The sequence below is a fragment of the Agrobacterium sp. NPDC089420 genome, from assembly GCF_044900305.1.
In the GTDB taxonomy this organism is placed as follows: Bacteria; Pseudomonadota; Alphaproteobacteria; order Rhizobiales; family Rhizobiaceae; genus Agrobacterium.
This window is the reverse complement of the sequence record NZ_JBJDMY010000004.1, coordinates 24742-38678: the sequence shown is the minus strand read 5'-3', so window position 1 is coordinate 38678 and position 13937 is coordinate 24742. Positions and strand designations below refer to the sequence as shown.

Sequence of the window (13937 nt, the reverse complement as noted above, 5' to 3'; positions counted from 1 at the left end):
TCAGCGCGTCAGGACAAGGCCGGAATCCGGCTTCCAGTTCAGCCACACCATATCGCCGAAGGTGATCGGGCGATCGACGAGACGCGAGACATTCGCCTGCGCGGCGCGAATGACGCGGCCATCGGCAAGCTTGACGATGAAGACCGAGAAGTCACCGAGATAACCGATGTCCCAGACTTCGCCATAGGCGGAATTGACGCTGCTGTCGGCCGGCTGGTCGAGTGAGATGCGAACCTTTTCCGGGCGGATGGCGTAAGCCACCTGGCTGCCGGTCGCGGCAGCACATTCCTGCTCCACCGCCACCTTCAGCCCGTCGCAATCCAGCGTCACCAGACCGGGCTTGCCGATATCGGAGGCATTGGCGACGACCTTCGCGTCGAAAATATTGATGTCGCCGATAAAGTCAGCCACATAGCGGCTGTTCGGCGCCTCATAAATCTCGGCGGGTGTCGCCACCTGCACGACGATGCCCTTGTCCATGACGGCGATACGGTCCGACACCGTCATCGCCTCTTCCTGATCGTGGGTGACGATGAGAAATGTCAGGCCGAGATTGGTCTGGATGTCCATCAGTTCGAATTGCGTTTCCTCGCGCAGCTTCTTGTCGAGCGCGCCGAGCGGTTCATCGAGCAATAGCACCTTCGGCCGCTTGGCGAGCGAACGGGCGAGCGCCACGCGCTGCCGCTGGCCACCGGAAAGCTGGCTCGGCTTGCGTCTGGCGAATTCCGAGAGCTTGACGAGGCGCAGCATTTCCTCGACGCGGGCGGCAATCTCAGCCTTGGGCAGACCGTCCTGCTCCAGGCCGAAAGCAACGTTCTTTTCCACCGACATATGCGGGAAAAGCGCGTAGGACTGGAACATCATGTTGGTGGGGCGCTTATAGGGCGGAACGCCGGAAATGTCCTTGCCCTGCAGCAGGATACGGCCCTCGGTCGGCTCCTCGAAACCGGCCAGCATGCGCATCAGCGTGGTCTTGCCACAGCCGGAGGGGCCGAGCAGCGAAAAGAATTCGCGCTCGTAAATATCGAGCGTCAGATTGTTGACGGCGACAAAATCGCCGAAACGCTTGGTGACGTTTTCAAAACGGATGAAAGGGACCGCATCGGGGTTGTCCCACGGGCTGAATTTGCGTTTGACCGGTCCGAGTGTCTTTGCCATGCCCGCCCCATTTCACCAAGAATCCATCGACAACGTACACGACAAGGAGGCCGGACGACGCCATCCCCACTGTCCTCATCCCTGTGCTTGTCACAGGGATCCAGTCAGCCCAAGTCGCTGGGCTGAAAAGACTTCATCTAACCTGACAGACGTCAGGTCGCTGGATTCCTGTGACAAGCACAGGAATGAGGGTGGACGGACCACCCTCCCCGGATCCGCTCAGCTGCCGGTCTTTATCTGCGTCCAGACACGGTTCAGCACGCGCTGTTCCTTCGGTCCGTAGGGCGAGATGGTGAAGAGCTTCTTCATCGTCTCGGCATCGGGATAGACCGCCGGGTTCTTGGCGACGGACTCATCCATCAGCGCCTGCGAAGCAAGGTTGCCATTGGCGTATTGAACGTAGTTCGAAGCCTTGGCGATGACTTCCGGCCGCATCAGATAGTTGATGAAGGCATGCGCTTCCTCGACATTCTTGGCATCCGCCGGGATGGCAAGGTTGTCGAACCACATATAGGTGCCTTCCTTCGGGATGACGTAATTCACCTCGACGCCGTTTTTGGCTTCCTCGGCGCGGGTTTTCGCCTGCAGGATATCGCCCGACCAGCCGATGGTGATGCAGCTGTCGCCATTCGCGAGTTCATCGATATAGGCGGAGGAATTGAAGGTCTTCACATAGGGGCGGATCTTCATGTAGACATCGCCGCCCGCCTCGAGATCGGCGGTTTCCTTGCTGTCGGGGTTCTTGCCGAGATAGTTCATGGCAATGGCGAAGGTCTCGTCCGAGGCATCGAGAATATTGATGCCGCAGGATTTCAGCTTTTCGGCATTTTCCGGCTTGAAGAGAATATCCCAGCTGTCGACCGGCACATCGCCGAGCGCAGCCTTCACCTTGGCGACGTTATAACCGATGCCGGTAGTGCCCCACATGTAGTTCACGGCATATTCGTTGCCGGGATCGTATTTCGCCAGACGTTCGGTGACCTCAGGCCACATGTTCTTCAGATTCGGCAACTTGGACTTGTCGAGTTTCTGGAACACGCCGGCATTGATCTGGCGGGCGAGAAAGGGGCCGGTGGGCACCACGACATCGTAACCGGAGCTGCCGGCCAGAAGCTTGGTTTCCACAAGTTCGTTGCTGTCGAACACGTCATAGACGACCTTGATGCCGGTCTCCTTGGTGAAATCGGTCAAAATCGATTCGTCGATATAATCCGACCAGTTATAGACGTGGACGACCTTCTCCTGGGCCATTGCCGAGCCTGCTGCAACGAGCGCGGTGGTGAGAGCCAAGGTCAGGCGGAGAGAACGGTTTTTCATGATGTCTCCTGTTAACGCATCCTCACGGTGGGAGCGTGATCCCCTTTTTTTGGAGAGACTAGAAAGGAAAACAAAAGGGAGCAAGCGGGAAATGTGCAGCACAGCATTTTCAACCAAATGTGTTCCGGCCGGAAAAAAGCGAATGGAAACACCTACTGGAAGTCGAAAACACTGAGCCCGGTCACCATTTCATCCAGCCCCAAAGGCCGCGTCAGCGGCGCTTCCGCCCGCGACAGGCAGCCCTGCCTTTCGCACAGCCGGCACGAAGGACCGACGGCGACGGGCACAGCGCCCGCGGCGGCGGCGTAGACCGTCTCCCCGGCCTGGGCGAGATCGCAGCCGAGAAGCACCGCCGTTCGCCGCACCCTTTCGCCGAAACCCGCCTGCGGCCCCTCAAGCGTGCGCGATACCGTCAGGAAGGCGTCGCCATCCGGCATTTCCACCGCCTCCACCAGCACCTGCCCCGGCTGGGCGAAAGCCGCATGGATATTGAGTCGCGGACAGAGGCCGCCGAAACGTGCCCGCGGAAAGCCTCCGGCTCCTGCCAGGCGAAACCGATTGCCGGCATTGTCGATTTCCATCAGGAAAAACGGAATTGCGGCGGCCAACGGCCGTTGCAGGCTGACAAGCCGGTTGGCGGCGTGTTCGAACGACACGTTGAAACGCGAGCGCAGGACATCAAGGTCATATTTCGCACGCTGGGCGGCGCCGAGGAATGCGCCATAGGGCATCATCAGAGCGTGGGCGGCATATCGCGCCAGTTCGAAACGGGCGATGCGCCGCGCTTCCTCGCCCTTCAGGCCCAGCGCCTCCAGCTCCGCCCCGATCTCTTCGCGCAGCGCGAGAAGACAGGTCTCCATCGCCATTTCCCGGAGCTGATCCGGCTGCGACAGGCGCTCGGACAAAAACAGCCGCATGGAATGGCGGTCGTAACGCCTTCGCAGATTCGGCATGGCATGCACCGGCAGGGTACGGACCACGATGCCGTGGTTTTTCTGCAGCCATGCGCGCAGACCCGAAGCGAGATCATCACCCGCCGATAATTGTTTATGAAGGTCTTCCGCCGCCGCATCGACGGCATGAAAATAGGCCGGGCGGTTTTCAAAGACATGGCGTACCTCGTCGATCGGCAGGCGGGTGGAGGACAGCGCCGTCTCATGCCCTTCCCGCGCCAGAAGATCGGAAAGGTCGGAAAGGCGCTGCGCCTGTTCCCGGTAGGCCCGGTAAAGCTTGAGGACGCCGCTTGCCGCATTGGGCGCGGCATCGGCGACCTCGATCAGTTCCTGCGGTGACGGCACCTCTCCCGCCAGCAGCGGGTCGGCGAAGACCTCGCGCAGCTGTCCGGCGGAACCGGCGCTTTCGCCCTGCAGGTCATCCAGATCGACCTTGTAGACGGAGGCGAGCTTCAAAAGCAGCTGCACCGTCAGCGGCCGCTGGTTGCGCTCGATGAGATTGAGGTAGGACGGCGAGATCGCCAGCGCCTCGGCCATGGCCGTCTGCGTCAGCCCCAGACCGTTGCGAATGCGGCGCACGCGCGGTCCGGCGAAAATCTTGTTTTCCGACACAGTGTAACCCTCCGTCCCCAGGACTCATACAAGCCTGTTACAAACTTGCCCATCCAAAGTATTTTACAAAATTTACAATTTTACAGCTCCGTCCTGTCACGCATCCTACAGGATAACCTCTTTCAAGTCACTGTTTTTATGTTTGTTCTGGCGCTCAAATCTCGAAAAATGTAAATGTAGTCACACCAAACGGCGCTTTACAAAATCGGGAGCAAGCCGTTTCCGAAACCGCATTCATCATGGGAGAGAGAAATATGACGGATTTTTACAAGCTCGTTCCGGGCGCACCGCAGGGCCGTTTCGAGGGCATCGAGCGCACCTACAGCGCCGCTGACGTGCAGCGGCTGCGCGGCTCCGTCGACATCCGCCATTCGCTGGCCGAGATGGGCGCCAACCGGTTGTGGAGGCTGATCAACGAGGAAAATTTCGTCAATGCGCTCGGCGCGCTTTCCGGCAACCAGGCCATGCAGATGGTTCGCGCCGGGCTGAAGGCGATCTATCTTTCCGGCTGGCAGGTGGCGGCCGATGCCAACACGGCCTCGGCCATGTATCCCGACCAGTCACTTTATCCGGCCAATGCGGCACCGGAGCTGGCCAAGCGCATCAACCGCACCCTGCAGCGCGCCGATCAGATCGAGACGGCGGAGGGCAAGGGCCTTTCGGTCGACACCTGGTTCGCTCCGATCGTTGCCGATGCGGAGGCCGGTTTCGGCGGCCCGCTCAACGCCTTCGAGATCATGAAGGCCTTTATCGAAGCGGGTGCGGCGGGTGTTCATTATGAAGATCAGCTGGCATCGGAAAAGAAATGCGGCCATCTCGGCGGCAAGGTTCTGATCCCGACGGCGGCGCATATCCGCAACCTGACGGCGGCGCGACTTGCGGCTGACGTCATGGGCGTACCGACGCTGGTCATCGCCCGCACGGATGCGGAAGCCGCCAAGCTTCTGACATCCGATATCGACGAGCGCGATCAGCCCTTCGTGGATTACGATGCCGGCCGCACTGTTGAGGGCTTCTATCAGGTCAAGAACGGTCTTGAACCCTGCATCGCCCGTGCGGTGGCCTATGCGCCCTATTGCGACCTGATCTGGTGCGAGACATCCAAGCCGGATCTCGAGCAGGCGCGCAGGTTTGCGGAAGGCGTGCACAAGGTGCATCCCGGCAAGAAGCTCGCTTACAATTGCTCGCCGTCGTTCAACTGGAAAAAGAACCTCGACGACGCGACGATTGCCAAGTTCCAGCGGGAACTGGGAGCGATGGGCTACAAGTTCCAGTTCATCACCCTTGCCGGTTTCCACCAGCTGAATTTCGGCATGTTCGAACTGGCGCGCGGTTACAAGGACCGGCAGATGGCGGCCTACTCCGAGCTTCAGGAAGCGGAATTCGCAGCCGAGGCCAATGGTTACACCGCCACCAAGCATCAGCGCGAAGTCGGCACCGGCTATTTCGACGCCGTGTCTCTGGCGATCTCCGGCGGCACGTCTTCGACCACCGCCATGAAGGAATCCACAGAGCACGACCAGTTCCGCCCGGCGGCTGAATAAACAGGCAAAACAGCCCTTTCCGATTTCGGGAAGGGCTTGCAAACCGGATCAAGAACCCCGACCAATAAAGAGAGGAGAAATGCCATGAATGCCCACAATCCCATCAAGACCCACGTCAAGGAACGCGCCGAGGAACAGTCCTCCGCCATGACGCAGGATCAGCAGGCCGCCATCCGCATGCTGGCCAATGATCTGCACCGCCTCAACCAGGCCGTCATGAAAGCCGTCGAGGCCGGCGTTTCCGTCGAGCTCGTCCGCTCGGCCCGCCACCATGGCGGCGGCGGCAACTGGGGCGATCTTTTGATCCCCGTCATCGTCGCGCAGGGGCGTGACGCCGCCTGACCGGCAGCCGTTCTTTTATGCCGGGCGGCTTTTGCGCCCGGCATAAAGATCGGAATGGCCCTTGATCAGACGGGTCATCCGATCCGCCACCGTCCTGATATCGCGGCGGTGGCGATCGTCATTGTTCATGACGATCCATTGATTGTGGCGGAGCGGCTCTATTTCCCCGCCTTCTCGCGCAAGCCGCGCATCCGCATCGCCCACGAAACAGGGGAGCACGGCGACGCCGGCCCCGGCCAGCACCAGGTCGAGCAGCGCTACCGGGCGGTTCACCGTTACCACGATCTCACTGTTACGATTTTCATGCGGCCAGCGCAGATAGGTGGAAATGGCGCTATCTTCCGCCACCGCCAGCCAGCGGTCGGCAACGGCGGCGGGAGCATTGCGCAGCCTGTAGGGCGCATAGGCCACCTCCCCCGTCCTGATGGCAGCAAGGTTCTTTTCCTGCGGCTCGAAAGCGCGGATGCCGATGTCGTTTTCACGATGGGCGAGAGACGCCCGCTGTTCGGCAATGAAAAGGTCGATGCGGAAATCATCGCGGTCGGTGCAGATGGCGGAGAAATTCCCGGTCAGCAGCCACGCGTTCCAGGTGCCGACGGCAATGCGCACGGTGGAAGAGGCCGAGGACGCCTTCTGCCATCCCTCGATATCCTTGGCCGCATTTTCCATCGCCTGAAGCCGGTCGAACAGCGCGCGGCCATCCGCCGTCAGGACGTATCCGGTCTGACTGCGCAGGAAGAGGGCCTTGCCGATGCGCTCCTCCAGCTCGACCATGCGCCGTCCCACGGTCGCGGGGCTCAAACCGGTCAGGGCCGCCGCACCCGTCAGGCCGCCGGCGCGTGACACATCGAGGAAAAGCTGATAGGAATCCCAGGTAACGTTTTTCATCAGTGAAAAACGTAGCGCATTTTCTTGCGCAGATAAATCAAAAAACGGCGTGCATCATGCCCCTCCGCATCAGAAGGAGAGCGACATGCACGCGATTTTTGCAGCACGGGTCATCATCGAAAACCAGCGGCCGCGCACGCGGCGCGAAGCCATTCTTCAGGAAGAGAAGTTTTATGCGGACATGGCCGAGGCATCCTGGCCGTGGCGGGTTTTCCGCGCGCTTATCGGCTTGATGAAGGCGAAAAACCGCAGATCAGTGAAAGAGAGCGATGAGGGCCGCGACGGCACCGGCTGCGATGAGGCACAGGCGAAAGACCAGATGACGGCTCTCGTTGTCAGTGCGGGCGATGGCAATGGCGCGAGGGCGGCGATGTGCAGATCTGTTCATGCGCGGGTTCCTGACGATAAACTCAACCGACCCATGCCCTGTTGAGGGCCTCCAGCAGGACATCATGTATAGCGGGATCATCGAGCGATCCGGCCTTGCTGGCATTTGGTCAGGATGACTCCGCGCCCGTTAACAGATTATTAAAAGAGCGAGGAAGGGCCACAACTTTACCAACTGAAATCGAGTTGGCGAACAGGTTATGTCCGCACTCCGTCACCCCGGACTAGTTCCGGGGTCCAGCGCGATCAAGTCCTTGATCGCGAAAGACTTTTCACGGCGCAGACGCGCCGTGGCTGGATGCCGGATCAAGTCCGGCATGACGAAGGAGAGAGGTCCGAACTTTTCCACCGCCAGAGACGATCATGCGAATTCACCCGCCGCCTGCCCGGAGGCCCAGGCCCACTGAAAATTATAACCGCCGAGCCAGCCGGTCACATCGACACATTCGCCGATAAAATAGAGGCCGGGCACGGATTTCGCCGCCATGCTGCGGGAATCAAGACCGGTCGTGTCCACGCCGCCGAGGGTGACTTCCGCCGTGCGATAGCCTTCGGAACCGGCGGGCTTGATCTGCCAGTCCTGCACTTCGGCCGCCAGCTTCGCCAATACCTTGTCGGACATGCCAGCCAGATGGCCGGTGAGGCCGGATTGTTCGACAACATGCTGGGCAAGGCGCTTCGGCAGGATGTCCGACAAGGCGGTCTGCGGCGACTGGCGGCCGTTCTTCTGTTTCGCCTGCTTCAGCAGCGTGGCGATATCGCGCGCCGGCTCGAGCTTCAGACGAATGGTATCGCCCTCACGCCAGTAGGAGGAGACCTGCAGGATGGAAGGGCCGCTCAAACCGCGATGGGTGAAGAGCAGCGCTTCCTCAAACGACGTCTTGCCGTGATAGACCTCTGCCGGAACGGCGACGCCGGCAAGCGGGCTCAACTTTTCCAGCAAGGCGGGATCGAGCGTCAGCGGCACGAGACCCGGACGAGTCTCGACGAGCTTGAGGCCGAATTGTTCGGCGATCTGATAGGCGAAACCGGTCGCGCCCATTTTCGGGATCGACTTGCCGCCCGTCGCGACAATGAGGCTTTCCGCCTCGATGATGCCGCCGGATGTCGTGACGCGAAAACGGGCGCCATCATGGGTGACGGCCGAGATTGACGTTTCGAGCCGCAACTTGGCATTCACCGCCTGCATTTCGCCAAGCAGCATGCGGATGATGTCCTTGGCGCTGTCGTCACAAAAGAGCTGGCCGAGCGTCTTTTCGTGCCAGGCGATACGGTGTTTTTCGACCAGCGCGATGAAATCGCGCGGCGTATAACGGGCAAGCGCGGATTTGGCGAAATGCGGGTTGGCGGAGAGATAGTTCTTCGGCCCGGCGTGGATGTTGGTGAAGTTGCAACGGCCGCCGCCGGAGATGCGGATCTTCTCACCCGGCGCCTTGGCATGGTCGAGAATGACGACGGAGCGGCCACGCTTTCCAGCGCGAATGGCGCACATCATGCCGGCGGCGCCCGCCCCCAAAATCAGCACGTCACATTTCTCTGTCATCATTCCATCCGATCCGTTTCCTTTCCTCTTTTCGAAGTACCGGCGCTTGTCAATGGCGCTTTCCCCCTCGCCAATTGCCAAACTACGGTTATGATGGCGCCAGTCGAAACACAGACCCGGTGATACATGCCCGCCAAGAAAACCATGCTCCGCCCGAAGAAACAGGCAACCATGGCAAAGAAGACCCCTCCCCTCGACCTTTCCTCCACCCGTGGCGTTTCCTCCTGGCGCGAAGCCGCGCAATGGCTGCGGGCACGCGGGATCGAAGACATAGAATGCATAACCCCCGACCTTGCCGGGGTTCCGCGCGGCAAGATGATGCCGACGGCGAAGTTCACGGGCGACACCTCGCTTGCCCTGCCATCGGCGCTCTACCGCCACACGATATCAGGCGAATATCCCGACGAGACCGCCAATTTCCGTTACGAGCCGCGCGACAGTGACCTGAAGCTGGTGCCTGACCTTTCCACCCTCTCCGTCGTGCCGTGGGAAACGGACCCGACCGCCCAGGTGATCTGCGACGTGGTGGATGCCGAGGGCAATTTCGTGCCCTATACGCCGCGCAACGTGCTGAAGAACGTGCTGTCGCTCTATACCGAAAAGGGCTGGAAGCCGGTCGTGGCGCCGGAAATCGAATTTTACCTCGTCGCCATGAATGACGACCCGGATTATCCGCTGCATCCGCCGAAGGGCCGGTCCGGCCGCTCCATCGTCGGCGGGCAGAGCTATTCCATCGCCGGCATCAACGAATTCGACGAGCTGATCGACGACATCTATCATTTCTCGGAAAAACAGGGCCTCGAGATCGACACGCTGATCCACGAGGAAGGCCCGGCGCAGCTGGAAATCAACCTGCGGCACGGCGACCCGATCGAGCTTGCCGACCAGGTGTTCCTGTTCAAGCGCACCATCCGCGAGGCGGCGCTGAAACACGGCATCTACGCCACCTTCATGGCCAAGCCCATGCAGGGCCAGCCGGGTTCGGCCATGCATATCCACCAGTCGGTGGTGGAAATCGACGGCGGACGCAATATCTTTTCCAATGCCGATGGCAGCCCTTCGAAGGAGTTCTTCTCGTTTGTCGGCGGCATGCAGCGTTATGTTCCCAACGCGCTGGTCATGCTGGCGCCCTATGTGAATTCCTATCGCCGCCTGACGCCCGACATGGCCTGCCCGGTCAACAATGCCTGGGGTTACGACAACCGCACCACGGCTTTCCGGGTGCCGATTTCCGGACCGCAGGCGCGGCGCGTCGAAAACCGCCTGCCGAGCTCGGACGCCAATCCGTATCTCGCGCTAGCCGCCTCGCTTGGCTGCGGCTGGCTTGGCATCGTCAACAATATCGAGCCGACCGAACCCACCGCCGATACGGCAAACGAAGGCTCCATCGACCTGCCGCGTGGTCTGCTCGAGGCCGTGGCGCTGCTGGAAGGCGAAGAGCAGTTCGACCGGGTGTTCGGCCATGAATTCGTCGGCCTTTATGCCGGCCTGAAACGCGGGGAATTCGAGACCTTCATGCAGGTCATCAGCCCCTGGGAGCGCGAGTTCCTGCTTCTCAACGTGTGAGGGACCCCGAGCATGACATGGCAAAGCCCGATTGCGCCGGGATTATCCTGGTATCAGGCAACCGTCGGCGAGCGGCCGGACTATCCCGCCCTCGACGGGTCGAGAGAGGTTGATGTCGCCATCATCGGCGGCGGTTATACCGGCCTTCAGGCCGCCTGTAACCTCGCCGAAAACGGCGTCTCCGTCGCCCTCATCGAAGCGCACCGTTTCGGCGATGGCGCTTCCGGCCGCAATGGCGGGCAATTCGGCACCGGCCAGCGCTCCTTCCCCGACGAGATGGAAGAAGAGATCGGCTTCGAGCAATCGAAACTGCTGTTCGACATTGCCGAGGACGCCAAGAATTATGTGCGCAGCTTCGCCGTCAGTCGCGGCATCGACATGGAGTATCTTCCCGGCCAGCTCTATGTGGCGCACAAGGCCGCTTACGAGGACGATTACCGCCGAAGCGTCGATGCGATGAACAATCGCTATGGCTATCCGTATATTTCCTACATGGAACGCGCGGAAGCGCGCAGACGTGTCGGCTCCACCCATTATTTCGGCGGCACGCGCGATACCGGCACCGGCCATATCCACCCGTTGAAGCTGCTGGTCGGGCTGGCGAAGGCGGCGAAAGCGGCGGGCGCCGGCATTTATGAAATGACGCCGGCGAAATCCATCCGCCAGGCGGGCGGCAAGACCATCATCGAAACGCCTTTCGGCACGATCACCGCGCCGCGGGTGCTGATTGCCACCAATGCCTATATCGGCAATCTGGAGCCGGTGACCGCCGCCCATATCATGCCGATCCGTTCCTTCATCGGCGCCACCGTGCCGCTGGATGCGTTTCCCGACATCATTCCCGACCGGGAAGCCGTGGCGGATTCGCGGTTCGTGGTGCGCTATTTCCGCAAAACGGCCGATAACAGGCTGCTGTTCGGCGGGCGCGAAGCCTATACGGCCGATACGCCGCGCGATATTTCCAGCCATATCCGCCGGCAGATCGCGGAAATCTATCCCGCGCTGAAAAACATAGATATCACCCATTCCTGGGGCGGCTCCGTCGGCATTACCCTGCCGCGCAAGGTCTTCGTGCGCGAGGTCATGCCAGGCGTCACCTCCATCGGCGGTTATTCCGGCCATGGCGTGATGCTGTCGAATTATTGCGGCAAGCTTTATGCCGATCTGGTTCTCGGCAAAAAGGACATGCTGGCGCCCTTCGCGCAGCTGAAGGTGCCGTCTTTTCCCGGCGGGGCATCGCTGCGCGCGCCGCTGCTTTTTCTGGCGCTCTCCTGGTACGCGTTGCGAGACAGGTTTTAGGCCAATGTTTACAGACTGTTGCCAGCGGCGGGCAAACCGGCAAAAGCAAAATTCATAATTTCACATAACTGAGTCTGGCATTTTTAAATCGATTAGATTATGGATGCCCCAACCTTTGAAGATCGAGAGAATCGATATGAGCAGTCAGATCATTCCTGTTGAACCTTTTGATTGTGTCGTTTTCGGCGGCACGGGCGATCTTGCCGAGCGCAAGCTTCTGCCGGCCCTTTATCACCGGCAGGTCGAAGGCCAGTTCACGGAACCGACCCGCATCATCGGCGCGTCGCGTTCGGTCATGACCCATGAGGAATATCGCAAATTCGCACAGGACGCGCTGAAGGAGCATCTGAAGGCCGGCGAATATGACGATGCGCAGGTTGCCGTATTCCTGAACAGGCTTTTCTATGTGCCGGTCGATGCCAAGGGCAGCAATGGCTGGGACGTGCTGAAAAAGCTGCTGGACGAGGGCAAGGAACGTGTGCGCGCTTTCTATCTGGCCGTCGCGCCCGGCATTTTCGGCGATATCGCCGACAAGATCCGCGAGCACAAGCTGATCACCCGCTCGACCCGCATCGTCGTTGAAAAGCCGATCGGCCGCGATCTCGCCTCCGCGCAGGAACTCAACGACACAATCGGCCACGTCTTCAAGGAAGAGCAGATCTTCCGCATCGATCACTATCTCGGCAAGGAGACGGTGCAGAACCTGATGGCGCTGCGTTTCGCCAATGCGCTTTATGAGCCGCTGTGGAACTCCGCCCATATCGACCACGTGCAGATCACCGTTGCCGAAGCGGTCGGCCTTGAAGGCCGCGCCGGTTATTACGACAAGGCCGGCGCGCTGCGCGACATGGTTCAGAACCATATCCTACAGCTGCTTTGCCTTGTCGCCATGGAGCCGCCGGCATCCATGAATGCGGAAGCCGTGCGTGACGAAAAGCTCAAGGTTCTTCGCTCCCTGAAGCCGATCGATACCAGCAATGTCGAGAAGCAGACGGTTCGCGGCCAGTACCGCGCCGGCGCTTCCGCCGGTGGCCCGGTCAAGGGTTATCTCGAAGAGCTGGAAGGCGGCGTTTCCAACACCGAAACCTTCGTCGCCATCAAGGCTGAAATCGCCAACTGGCGCTGGGCCGGCGTTCCCTTCTACATCCGCACGGGAAAACGCCTCGCGACGCGTGTGTCGGAAATCGTCGTCACCTTCAAGCAGATCCCGCATTCGATTTTCGACGATGCGGCCGGCAAGATCGAGGCCAACAAGCTGGTCATTCGCCTGCAGCCGGATGAAGGCGTCAAGCAGTCGCTCCTCATCAAGGACCCCGGCCCGGGCGGCATGCGCCTGCGTCAGGTGTCTCTGGACATGAGCTTTGCCGAAGCCTTCAACGTGCGCAGCCCGGACGCCTATGAGCGGCTGTTGATGGACACCATCCGTTCCAACCAGACGCTGTTCATGCGCCGCGACGAAGTGGAAGCCGCCTGGGACTGGATCGACCCCATCTTGAAGAGCTGGGAAGATCTGGGACAGGGTGTGCAGGGTTATACCGCCGGCACCTGGGGTCCGAGCGGCTCGATCGCACTGATCGAGCGCGACGGCCGCACCTGGCACGATGCCGACTGAGGGCCTGGCGATGAGCGAAACGATCCACGTCTTCGACACCGCCGCCGAACTGGCCAGCGCTCTTGCCGCAGAGGTTGCCAAGCGCCTCGATGCGGCCACGAAGGATCGTGGGGCGGCGAGCATCGCCGTTTCCGGCGGTTCGACGCCCAAGCTGTTCTTTCAGGCGCTTTCCCGGCACGATCTCGACTGGCCCAATATCAGCGTGACGCTGGTGGACGAACGTTTCGTACCGCCGGAAAGCGACCGTTCGAACCATCGCCTCGTCGCCGAAAACCTTTTGCAGGACAAGGCAAAGGCGGCCTATTTCGTGCCGCTGTTCCAGCCGGCCGCCTCGCCTGAGGATGCGGCAACGCTTGCGACCGTAAAGACCGAAGCGATCTGCGATCCCTTCGATGTCGTCATTCTCGGCATGGGAACGGATGGCCACACGGCATCGTTCTTCCCGGGCGGCGACAATCTCTACGAAGCGCTTGATCTCGATGAGCCGCGCGGCGTCTTGACCATGGCGGCGGAGAATGCCGGAGAGGAGCGGTTGACCTTCAACTTCTCCAGCCTGCACGATGCCGATTTTCTGGTGCTGCATATTGAAGGTGCCGCCAAGAAGGCGACGCTGGAGAAAGCACAATCGGGCGAGGATGAGGACGAAATGCCGATCCGCGCCGTGCTGAACCGGGCCGAAACGCCCGTGGACATATACTGGGCGCCATAAGCCAACG

12 protein-coding genes are annotated in these 13937 nt (G+C 60.6%); 7 read left to right on the top strand and 5 right to left on the bottom strand.

All coding sequences use genetic code 11. The annotated features are described in order from the left end of the window. The 3 genes from ACI2KA_RS06960 to ACI2KA_RS06950 all read right to left on the bottom strand — a co-directional run bounded on the left by ACI2KA_RS06960 (window position 1) and on the right by ACI2KA_RS06950 (window position 4040). The gene (locus ACI2KA_RS06960; protein WP_404500512.1) at window positions 1-1158 is read right to left on the bottom strand and encodes an ABC transporter ATP-binding protein; all 1158 of its coding nucleotides are present in this window, start codon (window positions 1156-1158) and stop codon (window positions 1-3) included. 219 nt (window positions 1159-1377) lie between these two features. Then, complete coding sequence (locus ACI2KA_RS06955; RefSeq protein ID WP_404500510.1) at window positions 1378-2475, bottom strand: polyamine ABC transporter substrate-binding protein; 1098 nt, start codon at window positions 2473-2475, stop codon at window positions 1378-1380. 152 nt (window positions 2476-2627) lie between these two features. Beyond that, window positions 2628-4040, bottom strand: a complete 1413-nt coding sequence (locus ACI2KA_RS06950; protein WP_404500508.1) for a short-chain fatty acyl-CoA regulator family protein — start codon at window positions 4038-4040, stop codon at window positions 2628-2630. A 254-nt stretch (window positions 4041-4294) separates the two neighbouring features. Here ACI2KA_RS06950 and aceA point away from each other — a divergent pair, with 254 nt between their 5' ends. Together aceA and ACI2KA_RS06940 are read left to right on the top strand one after the other, a co-directional pair. Continuing rightward, window positions 4295-5584, top strand: coding sequence for an isocitrate lyase (gene aceA, locus ACI2KA_RS06945; RefSeq protein ID WP_404500506.1), 1290 nt, complete (start codon window positions 4295-4297; stop codon window positions 5582-5584). 84 nt (window positions 5585-5668) lie between these two features. Continuing rightward, window positions 5669-5926: a hypothetical protein gene (locus ACI2KA_RS06940; RefSeq protein ID WP_004432604.1), complete on the top strand. Its 258-nt coding sequence runs from the start codon at window positions 5669-5671 to the stop codon at window positions 5924-5926. A gap of 15 nt (window positions 5927-5941) precedes the next feature. On the opposite strand, the gene ACI2KA_RS06935 is transcribed toward ACI2KA_RS06940, so the two are convergent. Further along, the gene (locus ACI2KA_RS06935; protein ID WP_404500504.1) at window positions 5942-6814 is read right to left on the bottom strand and encodes a LysR family transcriptional regulator; all 873 of its coding nucleotides are present in this window, start codon (window positions 6812-6814) and stop codon (window positions 5942-5944) included. Window positions 6815-6899: 85 nt separating this feature from the next. On the opposite strand from ACI2KA_RS06935, the gene ACI2KA_RS06930 reads away from it, so the two are divergent. Then, the gene (locus tag ACI2KA_RS06930) at window positions 6900-7247 is read left to right on the top strand and encodes a hypothetical protein (protein WP_404500502.1); all 348 of its coding nucleotides are present in this window, start codon (window positions 6900-6902) and stop codon (window positions 7245-7247) included. 315 nt (window positions 7248-7562) lie between these two features. Here the strand turns inward: ACI2KA_RS06930 and ACI2KA_RS06925 are convergent, their stop codons facing one another. Then, complete coding sequence (locus ACI2KA_RS06925; RefSeq protein WP_404500500.1) at window positions 7563-8747, bottom strand: NAD(P)/FAD-dependent oxidoreductase; 1185 nt, start codon at window positions 8745-8747, stop codon at window positions 7563-7565. A gap of 123 nt (window positions 8748-8870) precedes the next feature. Here ACI2KA_RS06925 and ACI2KA_RS06920 point away from each other — a divergent pair, with 123 nt between their 5' ends. From ACI2KA_RS06920 to pgl, 4 genes are all read left to right on the top strand, one after another. Further along, complete coding sequence (locus ACI2KA_RS06920) at window positions 8871-10310, top strand: glutamine synthetase family protein (protein ID WP_404500498.1); 1440 nt, start codon at window positions 8871-8873, stop codon at window positions 10308-10310. Window positions 10311-10322: 12 nt separating this feature from the next. After that, window positions 10323-11609 (top strand): NAD(P)/FAD-dependent oxidoreductase, encoded by a 1287-nt coding sequence (locus tag ACI2KA_RS06915; RefSeq protein ID WP_404500496.1) that lies wholly within the window; start codon window positions 10323-10325, stop codon window positions 11607-11609. Window positions 11610-11745: 136 nt separating this feature from the next. Beyond that, window positions 11746-13221, top strand: coding sequence for a glucose-6-phosphate dehydrogenase (gene zwf / locus ACI2KA_RS06910; protein WP_404500494.1), 1476 nt, complete (start codon window positions 11746-11748; stop codon window positions 13219-13221). 10 nt (window positions 13222-13231) lie between these two features. After that, window positions 13232-13930 carry a 6-phosphogluconolactonase gene (gene pgl, locus ACI2KA_RS06905; protein WP_404500492.1) on the top strand — a complete coding sequence of 233 codons (699 nt, stop codon included), beginning with the start codon at window positions 13232-13234 and terminating at the stop codon, window positions 13928-13930. The last annotated feature ends 7 nt before the right edge of the window (window positions 13931-13937 follow it).

What these genes read in the sequence shown, in the direction of transcription:
- ACI2KA_RS06935 (WP_404500504.1), bottom strand. Translation starts at nt 6,814, where the DNA reads ATGAAAAACGTTACCTGGGATTCCTATCAGCTTTTCCTCGATGTGTCA.
- ACI2KA_RS06940 (WP_004432604.1), top strand. Translation starts at nt 5,669, where the DNA reads ATGAATGCCCACAATCCCATCAAGACCCACGTCAAGGAACGCGCCGAG.
- ACI2KA_RS06960 (WP_404500512.1), bottom strand. Translation starts at nt 1,158, where the DNA reads ATGGCAAAGACACTCGGACCGGTCAAACGCAAATTCAGCCCGTGGGAC.
- ACI2KA_RS06955 (WP_404500510.1), bottom strand. Translation starts at nt 2,475, where the DNA reads ATGAAAAACCGTTCTCTCCGCCTGACCTTGGCTCTCACCACCGCGCTC.
- ACI2KA_RS06925 (WP_404500500.1), bottom strand. Translation starts at nt 8,747, where the DNA reads ATGATGACAGAGAAATGTGACGTGCTGATTTTGGGGGCGGGCGCCGCC.
- aceA (WP_404500506.1), top strand. Translation starts at nt 4,295, where the DNA reads ATGACGGATTTTTACAAGCTCGTTCCGGGCGCACCGCAGGGCCGTTTC.
- zwf (WP_404500494.1), top strand. Translation starts at nt 11,746, where the DNA reads ATGAGCAGTCAGATCATTCCTGTTGAACCTTTTGATTGTGTCGTTTTC.
- ACI2KA_RS06920 (WP_404500498.1), top strand. Translation starts at nt 8,871, where the DNA reads ATGCCCGCCAAGAAAACCATGCTCCGCCCGAAGAAACAGGCAACCATG.
- ACI2KA_RS06915 (WP_404500496.1), top strand. Translation starts at nt 10,323, where the DNA reads ATGACATGGCAAAGCCCGATTGCGCCGGGATTATCCTGGTATCAGGCA.
- pgl (WP_404500492.1), top strand. Translation starts at nt 13,232, where the DNA reads ATGAGCGAAACGATCCACGTCTTCGACACCGCCGCCGAACTGGCCAGC.
- ACI2KA_RS06930 (WP_404500502.1), top strand. Translation starts at nt 6,900, where the DNA reads ATGCACGCGATTTTTGCAGCACGGGTCATCATCGAAAACCAGCGGCCG.